This is a genomic window from Roseibium sp. RKSG952 (genome assembly GCF_009711355.1).
Genome location: NZ_SMMF01000903.1, coordinates 30,860 through 43,504, shown reverse-complemented (window position 1 = coordinate 43,504; position 12,645 = coordinate 30,860). Strand labels below are relative to the sequence as shown.

The following is a 12,645-nucleotide window of genomic DNA, read 5'->3' as shown; positions in this document are numbered from 1 at the left end:
TTGATCTTGGTGGCGTCGGCATCTATTCCCTGCTTTTGCGGTAGATGCCCTTCGGGGCGATCCTTGGAATTGTTTTATCAGACCCGTCAACCCTCACCGGTTGGCGGGTTTTTCACGGCTGGCTCCCCGCGCTGTTTCGTTCTGTGGTTCCTTGATGCCTGCATCCGAAAAGCGGGGGAAGCGGGAGCGGTATGACTGGCTTTCACGGGAATGCGAGCTAAATTCCTTGAGGACTGGAAAGTGTGCGGGAGGGGTGCTGCCGGTTAGGGCCCGAACCTTGCCGCGATTTGAGGTGTTTTAATCCGCGGGCGTGTGCATGAGCAAATCTCCGATAGACAAAACGGGTTCCGGACCGTCCCTCAAAAGCAGAAGCGGGCATTCGCCACCACAGAGTTCCTCGGCGTCGGATGTTGCTGCGTTTTTGAAAGCGGCCAAGCAGATTGACCCGGAAGGCCGGGGGCGCTTGGTGTTTGCGCTTGATGCTACCATGAGCCGTCAGCCGACATGGGATCAGGCCTGTCACATCCAGGCGGACATGTTTCGCGAAGCGGGGAAGATTTCCGGGCTCAGCATCAAGCTTGTCTATTTTCGCGGGTTCAATGAATGCCGGGCTTCACGTTGGTTTACCGACGCGGGGGAGCTGGCTGGTGCCATGTCCCGCATCGACTGCCGTGGCGGCCGGACGCAGATCCGGAAGGTTCTTGCTGCTGCCATTGAAGCCGCGCGTGACAGCAAGATCAGCGCGGTGGTCTATGTCGGCGACTGTATGGAAGAAGACATCGACAAGTTGTGTCACAGAGCTGGCGAACTGGCACTGTTCGGAGTGCCGGTTTTTCTGTTTCAGGAGGGGAGAGACCCGGTGGCGGAGCAGGCGTTTCGCGAAATCGCGAGGATCACAAAGGGGGCTTACTGCCGGTTCGATGCCGGTTCGGCGCGCCATCTGGCGGATCTATTGAAGGCCGTTGCAATTTATGCTTCCGGGGGCCGTCAGGCATTGACGGCGCTTGGAAAATCGGGACATTCCGGAGCGCGTCTGTTAATCGGTCAAATGAAATAACCGCATGATCTATTTATTGTTGGGCATTGCCGCACTTGTCCTGTTCCTGTTCATTGCCAACAGTTTCGTGAATGCCAACCCGCGGGATCTTGCGCGTCAGTTGCGCCGGCTCGCTGGGTGCGTTCTGATGTTGGTTGCGGTTCTTTTTGCGATCACCGGACGGTTTGCCTTTGCCATTCCGCTGGCGGCATTCGGTCTGTCGCTGCTGGGCTGGGGCGGAATTTCACGTCTGGGAGGATTTTCAGGTGCGGGCAGCGGCCAGCCCTCGGGCGGGCAAAGGTCGCGGGTGCGCACGGCGATGGTCGAAATGGAGCTGGACCACGACAGCGGTGACATGACCGGCACGGTTCTGGCCGGGCAGTTTCAGGGGCGGACGCTTCAGGATCTGCAGCCGCCGGATCTGCATGCGCTATGGCAAGAGGCTGCGGTTGACGAGCAGAGCCGCGCCCTAATCGAAGCTTATCTCGACCGCAGGTTTTCCGGTTGGCGTGAAGACTTCGAGGCGGATGGAGCAGAGCGGCAAGGCAGCCCGGCGGGCGCGGGCCCCATGACACAGGAGGAGGCCTACCAGGTCCTGGGGCTTTCTCCCGGCGCCCGGGACGCGGAAATTCGAGCGGCGCACAAGCGGCTTATGAAGGGGGTCCACCCCGACCAGGGGGGGTCCACCTTCCTGGCCGCGAAACTCAACGAGGCTAAAGACACGCTTCTCAGAAGACATTGAGACCATCCGTTACGCGTTTACTGGTAAATGGCGAAGCAGGCGAATTTTGCCTTCTTCAGTGTTTTGCAGGCATCCCAGGCGGCGGTTTTGGTTTCAAAGCCGACAAAGCGTGCGCGGTAAAGGGTCTGGCCGCCGGATTCGACCGGCTCGGTGTAGGGAACCCGTGACCGCAACGTAGACCCGGTCGCGTCGGAAGCCTTTTTCAGCATTTGCATGGCGCCCGTTTCGGAATCGGTCGCGGCAATCTGGATTTGCCACATCGGTTCCTGAACGGGCGTGTTGTTGGTGGCAACCGTGATCGAGGTTGTTTCCTCTGCGTCGGCGCCTGCCACCTGTGCAACGGGCGTGTCCGGGACGGCAGGGACGGCTGCCGGTTCGACAGCAGTGGCGGCGGCCTTTTTCCTGGCCGTGTTCTCCGTCACGCTGCCGTCTTCCGCCAAAACACCGCTTTGTGCCTCAACGCTGTCCTCGGTGACAATCGTGACCTTGGCCATCGTGATTTGCGGGCTTCTTTCCGGAGCCGGGGTCGGGACCGGGGGCAGGCTGGCCACTTCAAACGTGTTGTCGAGCCTCGAGCGGACGTCTTCGGCCGGAATGTCTACGGTTTTCGAGATCAGGGCGGAAATGCCGGTTTCCGCTTTTACAGGCGGTGCTGCGAGCGCCAGAACAACCGGAGCTTCCGGAGCTGTCTGGGGGAGCGGCGCCCGGGGCGCTTCCACGGCTGCGATCTGGGTTCCGGGCTTAGCAAAGGGCAGCGGTACATTCTTCAGGGCTGCTGCCTCAAAAGCGGGTTGCAAGCTGCGTGATGCAATCAGGGGCGCGGTACGGCGGCCCTTGCTCGCCTTGGGAAGGTACTGCTTGATCAACTTGGTCATGAAGGCGTTGCGCGACGCGCCGGTTTTGCCGCCCATCACAACGGCAACGATGTGCCGGTTGTTGTGATTGACATTTGACACAAGGTTAAAGCCCGACGCTCGGATATATCCGGTCTTGATACCGTCCACACCCTTGACCCGGCCAAGCAGCTTGTTGTGATTTCCGTAGGTCCGGCCCTTGTAGGTAAACGAACGGGTGTTGAAATAAGTGTAGTATTGCGGAAATCGTTCCTGAATGGCGCGGCCGAGTGTTGCCATGTCCCGGGCTGTTGTCCGTTGTCCGGAGTTCGGCAGCCCGTGCGGGTTCTTGAAGGTCGTTTTCGACATTCCCAGCTGGCGGGCGGTCCGGGTCATGCGGCGGGCAAATCCCGCTTCCGATCCGCCGATGTTCTCCGCAACCACGGTGGCGACATCGTTGGCCGATTTGGTCACGAGCGCCAGGATGGTATCCTTGACCTTGATGGTCGACCCCGGCTTCAGGCCAATTTTTGACGGCGGTCGTCCGGAGGCATAAGCGGAGACATTGAACCGTGTGTTCAGCCCGATGCGGCCAGCCTCAAGTTCCTCAAAGACGATGTAAAGCGTCATGATCTTGGTCAAAGAGGCCGGGTACCGGTAGGCGTCCGCAGATGAGGCGTAAAGGGTCTTGCCTGTCTTGGCGTCAACCACGATACCTGCATATTTCGGATTGGCGTTGGCTGGAGGCGGGGCAGTTGCAAGTGCTGCCGCGAGGATTACAGCCTTGACGGCCAATCCGATTTTCCCGGCGATGTTGATCCGACCAATCCCAAACACAATAATCAATCCCATTTTGGGTCAAAATTTAACTTTCTGACAAGGGCCGCCTGAGCTTGGTGCGATGGCTAAAAGGCTCGGGAGCCCCGACGGATCCTTGGAGTATTTGACTGAAGCGCGGTTACGAATGTGTAAAGAAGGTTTCCAATTTTGGTAAAAAAGTTTAGATGAAAATTAATGTTAATAAAGTGCTAAATGCATCTCGTTTGACCGCTGGTTGTGTTTTTTATTGATGTTTTTGACCGTGTTTAAAATACTAATCTAATTAATCTCGCCGGTTTCGAGCTTTTGTTTTTGTTGATGTTTCTTAATTGATCGGTTCTGCGATTGTTTTCAGTTGGATATTTATCCGCAACAAATAATGCGCGCTCGTTATGCTGCATTTTACCGTTTTTCTGCCGGTGAGGGCTCCTTGGGTGGATAGGGTTTCGCCTTGCCGGTGTCAGGTTGCTGGGCGTGTGCGGCAACTCTGCTCAAATCGTTAACGCCGGGCTGTCTGTGCCGTTTTAAAGGCCCGTACATTGCTGTTTCGCATCTTGATTGCGGACATGTAGGTAATGGTTTCATTGAAAAAATTTGCAATCTTTGAGGGATGTTGCGGTGCAAAATATCGCTTGACTTCCATTGTGCAGTGCATAAAATTCTCCCGCAAGGTTACTCGCGACCAAATCGGTTCGGGGCCGCTCCGACTCGGTGTCAGAAAAAGGGCAGAAGAATGCTGAATAACTTCGAAGAAATTCAGAAAATGGGCAAGGATCAGATGGATATGGCTCTGGAATCCTTAGGCTCGATGAGCAAGGGGTTTCAGGCGATCGCGTCAGAGGTGGCCGATTATCAGAAAAAGTCCTTCGAGGAAGGTTCTGCCGCGTTTGAAAAGGTGGCTGCGACCAAGTCCCTCGACAAGGCTTTCGAAGCTCAGGCCGACTACATGAAAACCGCCTATGAGGGGTTTGTCGGCGAAATGACCAAGATTGGTGAAATGGTGACTGACTTGTCCAAAGATGCCTACAAGCCCTACGAAGGCTTGTTCGCAAAAGCGGGTAAGTAACGCGGTTGCACCTGACATAAAATGACTTCTGGAAACCCGGTCTCATTAAAATTGGCCGGGTTTTTGTTTTTTCACAGGCTAATTTCAGACTTTTGAACAGGCTCGAGGTATTTTCGCCGGGCTTGCCCGCATTCATGTGATGTCCTGATCTTTTAAACCAAAATTGCCACCCTACATCCAATTTTGAACAGGCGCTCCGGCGCGCGATTGCCGTTCCTCGCGGACTTGCCAAAATCGGCCATTGCGCCGGAAGGGTAAGCGCGGCAGGATCGTGGATCAACGTTCGAGCCGCAGGGGTTGGGTGTACGGGAAACGCTGTCCGAAGATACCGGGCATACCCGTGTTTCCGGACTTTTCCTCTCGTCTTGGCGTTGTTAGGATCGTGTCGGTCGTCAATGAAAAGGCAAGAGCACAGCAATGGCAAGCGGGGCTGATTATGGCGGCGACGGCGGAGATGCCGGAACGGTCGTCGTTACCAGGACCAAAACCGTCACGAAGCGTCCGAACCTGTATCGGGTGCTGCTGTTGAATGACGACTACACTCCAATGGAGTTCGTGATCCATGTTGTCGAGGCTTTCTTCCAGAAGAACAGGGAAGAAGCGACCCGGATCATGCTTCATGTTCATCACCACGGCGTTGGGGAGTGCGGGATTTTTTCCTACGAGGTCGCCGAAACGAAAGTGACGCAAGTCATGGATTTTGCCAGAAAGCACCAGCATCCCTTGCAGTGCGTCATGGAAAAAAAATGAAGGATAAAGCACGTGCCGTCATTTTCCCGCAGTCTTGAAAAGGCCCTTCATCAGGCGCTGGCGTTCGCCAATGAGCGGCAGCAGGAATACGCGACACTGGAACATCTTCTGTTGGCTCTCCTGGACGATCAGGATGCGGCAGCGGTCATGCGCGCTTGCAACGTCGACCTTGATGTTATCAGGCGTAACCTGGTCGAATACATTGACAATGAACTCGACAATCTGATTGTCGACAGCGAAGACGACTCCAAGCCGACTGCCGGATTCCAGCGGGTGATCCAGCGGGCCGTGATCCATGTCCAGTCCTCGGGCCGCGAGGAGGTGACCGGCGCGAATGTGCTTGTTGCGATCTTTGCCGAGCGTGAAAGCCATGCCGCCTACTTCCTGCAAGAGCAGGACATGACCCGCTACGATGCGGTCAATTACATTTCTCACGGGATCGCCAAGCGGCCGGGCATGTCGGAGACCCGCTCCGTCGAGGGTGCGGACGAAGAGGACACCGTAACCGGCACCGAAAGCGAGAAGAAGCCGAAACAGAAGACGGATGCGCTTGAAGCCTATTGCGTCAACCTCAACAAGAAGGCCGTCACCGGCAAGATCGATCCTCTGATCGGCCGCGACGAGGAAATCTCGCGCACCATCCAGATCCTGTGCCGCAGGTCCAAGAACAACCCTCTGTTTGTCGGGGATCCCGGCGTTGGCAAGACAGCGATTGCAGAAGGCCTCGCCCACCGGATCGTCAATGGCGATGTGCCGGAGGTTCTGAAGGACGCCACGATCTTCTCGCTCGACATGGGCGCGCTTCTGGCCGGTACCCGCTATCGCGGGGACTTCGAGGAGCGGCTGAAGCAGGTCGTCAAGGAAATCGAGGATTATCCCGGTGCGGTGATGTTCATCGACGAGATCCACACGGTGATCGGGGCAGGGGCGACTTCGGGCGGGGCGATGGATGCATCCAACCTGCTGAAACCGGCTTTGGCCTCCGGCGCGATCCGCTGCATTGGTTCGACCACCTACAAGGAGTACCGGCAGTTCTTTGAAAAGGACCGGGCCCTTGTGCGCCGGTTCCAGAAGATCGATGTCAACGAGCCGACCATTTCCGACGCGATCGACATTCTGAAAGGGCTCAAACCCTATTTCGAGGACTTCCACAAGGTTCGCTACACCAATGATGCGATCATCACGGCGGTGGAACTTTCAGCGAAATACATCAGCGACCGGAAACTGCCGGACAAGGCGATTGATGTGCTGGACGAGACCGGCGCGTCGCAGATGCTTGTCCCGGAATCCAAGCGCCGCAAGACGATCGGCGTGAAGGAAATCGAAACCACGATCGCGACCATGGCGCGGATCCCGTCGAAATCTGTCTCCAAGGATGATGCGGAAATCCTGTTGAGTCTGAATGCCGATCTGAAGCGGGTCGTTTATGGGCAGGATCAGGCAATCGAAACCCTGTCCTCTGCAATCAAGCTGGCCCGCGCCGGCTTGCGTGAACCTGACAAGCCGATCGGCAGCTATCTGTTCTCCGGTCCGACCGGTGTCGGCAAGACCGAGGTTGCGCGGCAACTGGCTTCCTCGCTCGGTGTGGAACTGATCAGGTTTGACATGTCCGAATATATGGAACGTCATACGGTCAGCCGGCTGATAGGCGCGCCTCCCGGCTATGTCGGGTTTGATCAGGGCGGTCTCCTGACCGACGGCATCGACCAGCATCCGCACTGCGTCCTGTTGCTGGACGAGATCGAAAAAGCCCATCCGGACCTGTTCAACATCCTCCTGCAGGTGATGGACCATGGCAAGCTGACCGACCACAATGGCAAGCAGGTCGATTTCCGAAACGTGATCCTGATCATGACCACGAATGCGGGCGCGTCCGACATGGCCAAGATGCCCGTCGGATTCAACCGCGTGAAGCGGGAGGGCGAGGACGCGGAAGCCATCAACCGCTTGTTTACGCCGGAGTTCCGCAACCGTCTCGATGCGATCATTCCGTTCGGCAACCTGCCGATGGACGTCGTCTACAAGGTGGTCGACAAGTTTGTCATGCAGCTTGAGGCCCAGCTGGCCGACCGCAATGTCACGTTCGAACTGACAGACGGGGCGACCAAGTGGCTGGCAAGCAAGGGGTATGACAGCCAGATGGGCGCACGCCCGCTCGGCCGGATCATTCAGGAGCACATCAAGCGGCCGCTTGCGGATGAGGTGCTGTTCGGCAAGCTGAAGAAGGGCGGTACGGTCAAGGTGTCCGTTTCCGAAGACGAGGCCGGTCTCCTGCTCGAAAGCGTCGAGGAGCGCAAGGCGCCACCTCCGAAGCCAAAGGAAAAGCCCAAGGCCAAACCGAAGCGCCGCCGGAAGCCGGCAACGGCCAAGGCTGCCACGGCAACCAAGTCGACCAAACCGCCGTCACGCAAGGGCGGCGGGTCCGCAAAGAAAAGTCTGGTTCCGAAAGTGCCGCTGGCGGATTAGGGACATTCAGGAAAATCCCGACGGGCGCCGGTTTAGCGCCCGTTTTGTCTCGGGGCTTTTGCCAAGCCGGTTTGGGGCGCCCCGGGGCATCCTCTATGCGCTGCGTTCCTGATCCAGCAACCAGTCCAGGGCCAACCGGGGAAATGGGGCGAGACCGTCCCGTGTTTTGGGATAGACCACATAGTAGCCGGACATGGATGGTGATGGTGTGCGCCAAAAGGCCTGAAGATCGCCGGTTTCGATCATGTGTTTGGCAATCAGTTCCGGAACGAGCGCAACTCCGTGCCCGCTTCTGGCCGCGTCAAGCGCCAGCCCGGCATGATTGAACGCTAGTTCTGCTACAGGTGGTGTCAGTCCACCCGCGTCGAAGCATTGGCGCCAATAGGCATGATTGTCGAAAATCAGGGGGACGGAGAGAAAGTCGCTCAAGACCGGAGCAGCCGGAATAGTCTTTGCGACAGCTGCATTCCCGACCGCCACCAGATCCATGCCGGACAGCAGGTGATGTGCTAGCCCGACGAAAGGCGGCCGTCCGATCCGGATTGCGAGATCGCTTCCGTCCTTGCCAAAGACCGTCAATGCCTCGCTCGCCTCGACCCGCAACTCGATGTCCGGATGCGCGGCCCGAAAGCCGGGGAGACGTGGAAGAAGCCATTTGGAGGCAATGGAAGGCGGGACGCTGAGCGTGACCTTTCGAGGCTCTTGCCGTTCGAACACCCGAAACGCATCACTGACCTGCGCCAGTCCTTTGGCCAGTTCCTTGTGGAAGTCCAGGCCGGCCGGGGTCAGGGCAACACCGCGTGCGAGGCGCACGAACAGTTTTTGACCAACTTCGGCTTCCAGGGTCCGAACCTGCTGTGCGACTGCGCCGGGCGTCAGGTGAAGCTCGAGTGCCGCCTTCCGGAAGTTGAGGTGCCGGGCGGCTGCATCGAAAGTCTTGAGCCGGTTCAGATTGGGATGCTGCATGGGGCCGTAAGCAAGTAGTTTTTCTACACCCTCGCAGGAGAAACGATCGTTGGTCAAGCCGTGCGGTGAGGCATATTTGTAAACGCGCGGACGATTGACCATGAAACGGAGAAAAGCGATGGCAGACCTGAAGGTGGCTCTTATCATGGCGGGTGGCAGCGGCATGGGTGCGGATGCGGCGCGGCGGCTTGCAGCCGACGGGTTCAAGGTTGCGATCCTGTCGTCGTCGGGCAAGGGAAAGGCGCTTGCCCAGGAGCTGGGCGGCCTCGGTCATACGGGTTCAAATCTGTTTCACTCCGATTTGCAGGTGCTGGTCGACAACACGATGGCTGCGTTCGGCCGGATCGATGTGCTGGTCAATTCGGCGGGCCACGGACCCAAGGGTGATATTCTGGAGATCACGGATGAAGACTGGCATCAGGGCATGGAAGTCTACCTGATGAATGTCATACGGCCTGTCCGTCTGGTGACGCCCTTGATGGTCCGTCACGGCGGCGGGGCGGTGATCAATATCTCGACCTTTGCCACGTTTGAACCGGATCCGAATTTTCCGACCTCTGGTGTATTCCGGGCCGGGCTTGCGAGCTTCACAAAGCTCTTTGCCGACAAATATGCTCGTCACAATGTCCGGATGAACAATGTATTGCCGGGTTTCATCGACAGCCTGCCTGAGACAGAGGAGCGCAAGGCCCGGATACCGATGGGCCGTTATGGCCATCAGGCCGAAGTCTCCTCGCTGATTTCTTACCTTGCATCCGATGAAGCGGCCTATGTGACCGGTCAAAACATCCGGATCGATGGCGGGCTGACCCGATCGGTCTGAAGGCGGGAGCGCATTGACATGGGTGTCGTGAAGCGATTTATAAGGTTCCCTTCCTATTTCCAGATCTCAAGGCAGCGACCTCGTGTCCGGCGACCTGAAGCTTTCCGATAGTATCTTGCAAACCGAGCATCCGGCATCGTTCTGGTTATGGTGCGGCGCGCGCGCGGCGGTATCGATCCCGGCCTTCATCCTGACGGCTGCATTCATTGGCTATGCAGGCCTGGCGCGCGAGAGCGGGCTGACACTGTATGAAACCCTGGCCATGACCGGTTTCATCTGGGCCTTGCCATCAATCGTCATTCTGACCGGAGCGATGTCGTCGGGCATGGGCTTGATCCCGGCGGCAATTGCGGTTGCTCTGGCGTCGGTGCGGTTGATGCCCATGACCATGGCCTTGATGCCCTCGATGAAAGTGCCCGGCAAGACACGCACCTGGCAGCTGTTGGTGGCGTCCCACTTCATTGCTGTTACCGCCTGGGTGTTCGCCATGAGAAACCTGCCGGATCTGCCGAGAGCCGCCCGGCTGCCGTTTTTTGTCGGCTTTGGCGGTGCCGTCAGCAGCTTTGTCTTCGTCATGACCGGGATTGCCTATGTGGCGGTCGAACGTCTGCCGGATGTTGTGGCCGGCGGTCTTGTGCTGCTGACGCCGGTCTATTTCCTTTGTTCGCTGTGGGGCGCTGCGAAGCTGACGGCGGACAAGACGGCGATGGTGGCGGGGCTGATCCTCGGGCCGTTTTTCTTTCTGGTCCTGCCCGGACTTGACCTGCTGTGGACCGGACTTGCGGGCGGCACACTCGCCTATGCCGGGTCTGCCGTTTATCGCCGGGGGCTGCTCAAATGACCGGCGAGGAGCTGGCGTCTGCCTGGTGGTGGCCCTATGTCATGATTCTGGTCGCGGGCTGGCTGGCGACCGATATCTGGCGCTGGCTGGGAGTGCTGGCGGGTGGACGGCTTCGTGAAGACGGAGAGCTGCTGATCTGGGTGCGCTGCGTGGCAACGGCCCTTGTTGCAGGTGTCATCTCCAAGCTTGTGCTGTTTCCAGAAGGTGTGCTCGGGTCGACGCCTGTTTGGTTGCGGCTGGCGGCGGCCCTGATCGGCTTTGTCGTGTTTCTCGCGGCCCGGCAGCGGGTCATTTTTGGCGTGCTGGCCGCCGAAGCATCTCTGATCGGCGGCTGGTTGCTGCTGGTTTAGTTGAGTGCCGCACGGATCTTGTCCGCGTTTGCTGCCAGTTCGTCGTTGTCCGCCATCTGGCCGGTGTGCGGTTTCAGGCCGACCCCCTCGAAACGCGGGATCACGTGAACATGGGTGTGAAACACGACCTGCCCGCCAGCAGGCTCTGAAAACTGCTGGACGGTGGTGCCATCTGCGCGGAAGGCCTTCATGACGGCGCGCGCCATTTTCTGGGCCGTCGCCATCACGGCTGCGAGGTCGTCCGGGGCGATGTCGAAAATGTTTCTGGACGGTGCTTTCGGGATCACCAGAACATGGCCGTCTTCCCGCGGCATGATGTCCATGATCGCGAGCGTCTTGTCATCCTCGTAGACTGTGTGGCTGGGCAATTCACCGCGCAGGATTTTGGCAAAGACGTTTTGATCGTCGTAATCGGCTGTCCACATGTCGAAAGGGTTCCCTTGGAAAATTTCCTGGCCGGAAAGAGTGGCTTTGTGCGGCGCGAAGACTAGCCCTTCAGTCAGCCTGAAAGCAAGGCATCGTCTGCGGGTTCAAGCCTTCATGTGGGGGCTGCTTCACAAGTCTTGCAGGCTCAGGGAAATGATTCAGGAGTTTTGGAACTCATGAGTTCCTCATTCCGGTGAGCCGGTTTTCTTGAACGGGGCATGCTCGGACAGGATTGCGTTTTCGCGTTCAACCGCGCGGCGCTCGTGATCCAGAAAATCGGACACCGCATCACGAAGGCCGGGATGGGCGATCCAGTGTGCGGAACGCGTGGTCGTTGGCATGTAGCCGCGCGCGAGCTTGTGAGCCCCTTGTGCGCCGGCTTCAACACGCTTCAACCCGCGTTCAATGGCAAAGTCGATGGCCTGATAGTAACAGACTTCGAAATGCAGGAACGGGTGATGTTCAGTGCAGCCCCAATTGCGGCCGAACAGGATGTCCGAGCCGATGAAATTGAGCGCACCGGCGATGTACCGGCTGTTGCGTTTGGCCATGACCAGAAGGATCTGGTGCGACATCTTTTCGCTGACGGCAGAAAAGAAGGTTCGATTGAGATAGGGACGTCCCCATTTGCGCGCGCCGGTGTCCTGATAAAACCGGTAGAACGCATCCCAATGCGCTTCGGTGAGGCCGTCTCCTGTCACCCACTCGATCTCGATATCGGCGGCTTCGAGTGCGGCACGGCGTTCCTTCCTGATCGCCTTGCGTTTGCGCGACGCCAGATCGCCCAGGAAGTCGTCAAAGGAGGCATAGCCGCGATTGTCCCAGTGAAACTGCTGGTCGGTGCGCTGCAGATAGCCGATTTCACCGAGATCATGCCATTCCGGCTCGGTCAGGAAGGTGATGTGGACGGACGACGCGCCACTGCGGCTACAGACCTCGACGAGACCGGAAGCAAGCGCTTGAAGACCGGCGCCGCGGTCAATATCCGGTGCTGTCAGGAAACGGCGCCCGGTCGCGGGCGTGAAGGGAACAGATACCTGCAGTTTCGGGTAATAGTCTCCGCCTGCCCGCTGAAACGCATCCGCCCAGCCGTAGTCGAACACATACTCGCCCTGGGAATGGCTCTTGAGATAGGCCGGGACGGCCCCCCAGATCCCGCCGTTTTCCGATTCCAGGATCAGGTGCCGGGGCATCCAGCCGGTCTGCCGTGTCGTGCAGCCGGTTTCTTCCAGAGAACTCAGGAAGGCGTGTGAAATGAACGGGTTGAACGCTGTGTCCCGACAGAGTGGTTCCGGTGTTTCAGCCAGGGATTCAAGCGTGTCCGGCAGTCCTTGGGTGCGGAGTTTTCCCTTGGGGCCAAGGCACCAGCCGGGATTGGCGACCCGGTCCCAGTCTGCAGGTGCGATGTCCGTCAATGAACCAAGGATTCGCAGCCGTGCTGTTGGAACGTCGGGTTCTTCCATGGGTGTGTCGATCCCCTCCGGGCTCGGGTCTTTGGCAACAGCACTTAAGATTAGGGTTGTTGTG

12 protein-coding genes are annotated in these 12,645 nt (G+C 58.2%); 8 read left to right on the top strand and 4 right to left on the bottom strand.

Going from position 1 to position 12,645, the window contains the following annotated elements:
* Nucleotides 1–316 precede the first annotated feature (316 nt).
* Both E1297_RS17160 and E1297_RS17155 read left to right on the top strand, forming a co-directional pair.
* Entirely contained in the window at nucleotides 317–1,057 is a 741-nt protein-coding gene (locus E1297_RS17160; RefSeq protein WP_155140379.1) for a VWA domain-containing protein, read from the top strand.
* A gap of 4 nt (nucleotides 1,058–1,061) precedes the next feature.
* Nucleotides 1,062–1,778, top strand: coding sequence for a DnaJ domain-containing protein (locus E1297_RS17155; protein ID WP_155140377.1), 717 nt, complete (start codon nucleotides 1,062–1,064; stop codon nucleotides 1,776–1,778).
* 17 nt (nucleotides 1,779–1,795) lie between these two features.
* Here E1297_RS17155 and E1297_RS17150 read toward each other — a convergent pair whose 3' ends face one another.
* Complete coding sequence (locus E1297_RS17150) at nucleotides 1,796–3,463, bottom strand: D-alanyl-D-alanine carboxypeptidase (protein ID WP_155140375.1); 1,668 nt, start codon at nucleotides 3,461–3,463, stop codon at nucleotides 1,796–1,798.
* A gap of 700 nt (nucleotides 3,464–4,163) precedes the next feature.
* Here E1297_RS17150 and E1297_RS17145 point away from each other — a divergent pair.
* From E1297_RS17145 to clpA, 3 genes are all read left to right on the top strand, one after another.
* The gene (locus tag E1297_RS17145) at nucleotides 4,164–4,496 is read left to right on the top strand and encodes a phasin family protein (RefSeq protein ID WP_155140373.1); all 333 of its coding nucleotides are present in this window, start codon (nucleotides 4,164–4,166) and stop codon (nucleotides 4,494–4,496) included.
* A 417-nt stretch (nucleotides 4,497–4,913) separates the two neighbouring features.
* Entirely contained in the window at nucleotides 4,914–5,246 is a 333-nt protein-coding gene (gene clpS, locus E1297_RS17140; RefSeq protein WP_155140371.1) for an ATP-dependent Clp protease adapter ClpS, read from the top strand.
* Nucleotides 5,247–5,258: 12 nt separating this feature from the next.
* Entirely contained in the window at nucleotides 5,259–7,712 is a 2,454-nt protein-coding gene (clpA, locus tag E1297_RS17135; protein ID WP_368669595.1) for an ATP-dependent Clp protease ATP-binding subunit ClpA, read from the top strand.
* 93 nt (nucleotides 7,713–7,805) lie between these two features.
* Here clpA and E1297_RS17130 read toward each other — a convergent pair whose 3' ends face one another.
* Nucleotides 7,806–8,678: a LysR substrate-binding domain-containing protein gene (locus E1297_RS17130; protein WP_196223344.1), complete on the bottom strand. Its 873-nt coding sequence runs from the start codon at nucleotides 8,676–8,678 to the stop codon at nucleotides 7,806–7,808.
* Between the two features lie 118 nt (nucleotides 8,679–8,796).
* Between E1297_RS17130 and E1297_RS17125 the strand changes: the two genes are divergently transcribed.
* From E1297_RS17125 to E1297_RS17115, 3 genes are all read left to right on the top strand, one after another.
* Nucleotides 8,797–9,501: an SDR family oxidoreductase gene (locus E1297_RS17125; RefSeq protein ID WP_155140367.1), complete on the top strand. Its 705-nt coding sequence runs from the start codon at nucleotides 8,797–8,799 to the stop codon at nucleotides 9,499–9,501.
* 82 nt (nucleotides 9,502–9,583) lie between these two features.
* On the top strand, nucleotides 9,584–10,342 hold the full coding sequence (locus E1297_RS17120) for an AzlC family ABC transporter permease (RefSeq protein ID WP_209015827.1): 759 nt from the start codon (nucleotides 9,584–9,586) through the stop codon (nucleotides 10,340–10,342).
* On the top strand, nucleotides 10,339–10,692 hold the full coding sequence (locus E1297_RS17115; RefSeq protein ID WP_155140365.1) for an AzlD domain-containing protein: 354 nt from the start codon (nucleotides 10,339–10,341) through the stop codon (nucleotides 10,690–10,692). Before E1297_RS17120 ends, E1297_RS17115 begins: the two co-directional genes overlap by 4 nt.
* Here E1297_RS17115 and E1297_RS17110 read toward each other — a convergent pair.
* Both E1297_RS17110 and E1297_RS17105 read right to left on the bottom strand, forming a co-directional pair.
* The gene (locus tag E1297_RS17110) at nucleotides 10,689–11,117 is read right to left on the bottom strand and encodes an HIT family protein (RefSeq protein WP_155140363.1); all 429 of its coding nucleotides are present in this window, start codon (nucleotides 11,115–11,117) and stop codon (nucleotides 10,689–10,691) included. The two genes, E1297_RS17115 and E1297_RS17110, sit on opposite strands and share 4 nt — an antisense overlap.
* A gap of 186 nt (nucleotides 11,118–11,303) precedes the next feature.
* Nucleotides 11,304–12,581 (bottom strand): GNAT family N-acetyltransferase, encoded by a 1,278-nt coding sequence (locus E1297_RS17105; protein ID WP_155140361.1) that lies wholly within the window; start codon nucleotides 12,579–12,581, stop codon nucleotides 11,304–11,306.
* Nucleotides 12,582–12,645 lie beyond the last annotated feature (64 nt).

Coding starts and splice junctions, on each gene's coding strand:
- E1297_RS17160 (WP_155140379.1), top strand. CDS start 317: ATGAGCAAATCTCCGATAGACAAAACGGGTTCCGGACCGTCCCTCAAA.
- E1297_RS17155 (WP_155140377.1), top strand. CDS start 1,062: ATGATCTATTTATTGTTGGGCATTGCCGCACTTGTCCTGTTCCTGTTC.
- E1297_RS17150 (WP_155140375.1), bottom strand. CDS start 3,463: ATGGGATTGATTATTGTGTTTGGGATTGGTCGGATCAACATCGCCGGG.
- E1297_RS17145 (WP_155140373.1), top strand. CDS start 4,164: ATGCTGAATAACTTCGAAGAAATTCAGAAAATGGGCAAGGATCAGATG.
- clpS (WP_155140371.1), top strand. CDS start 4,914: ATGGCAAGCGGGGCTGATTATGGCGGCGACGGCGGAGATGCCGGAACG.
- E1297_RS17130 (WP_196223344.1), bottom strand. CDS start 8,678: ATGCAGCATCCCAATCTGAACCGGCTCAAGACTTTCGATGCAGCCGCC.
- E1297_RS17125 (WP_155140367.1), top strand. CDS start 8,797: ATGGCAGACCTGAAGGTGGCTCTTATCATGGCGGGTGGCAGCGGCATG.
- E1297_RS17115 (WP_155140365.1), top strand. CDS start 10,339: ATGACCGGCGAGGAGCTGGCGTCTGCCTGGTGGTGGCCCTATGTCATG.
- E1297_RS17110 (WP_155140363.1), bottom strand. CDS start 11,117: ATGTGGACAGCCGATTACGACGATCAAAACGTCTTTGCCAAAATCCTG.
- E1297_RS17105 (WP_155140361.1), bottom strand. CDS start 12,581: ATGGAAGAACCCGACGTTCCAACAGCACGGCTGCGAATCCTTGGTTCA.